Below are 248 nucleotides of genomic sequence, written 5' to 3' on the forward strand. Positions count from 1 at the left end.
AAGGACGACTATGCCATCTATATGCTGGACATGGGCAAGCCGGTGCCGATACTCGAGGTGGCCGAAACCATGATCCGTATGGCCGGCAAGAGCCCCTACACTGACATTCCGATCCGCTTCACCGGAACAGCGGCGAATAGCCTGCAGCACTCCCGGTTTCTGAGATCGTCGCGGTTCTCGAGCAGAACAGAAGAGGGGTTTCCGCGTCGAGCGATCGCATCCAGCGCAGCGCGCTCTCCAGCCGGTCA

The 248-nt window shown here is 60.1% G+C and carries 1 protein-coding gene; it reads left to right on the top strand.

Annotated elements, in window-relative coordinates:
* Positions 1–248 (top strand): polysaccharide biosynthesis protein (locus tag EN738_RS35175; RefSeq protein WP_145967085.1); only part of this gene is annotated, 248 nt, incomplete at both ends.

The sequence above is a fragment of the Mesorhizobium sp. M4B.F.Ca.ET.017.02.2.1 genome (genome assembly GCF_003998955.1).
Classification (GTDB): domain Bacteria; phylum Pseudomonadota; class Alphaproteobacteria; order Rhizobiales; family Rhizobiaceae; genus Mesorhizobium; species Mesorhizobium abyssinicae.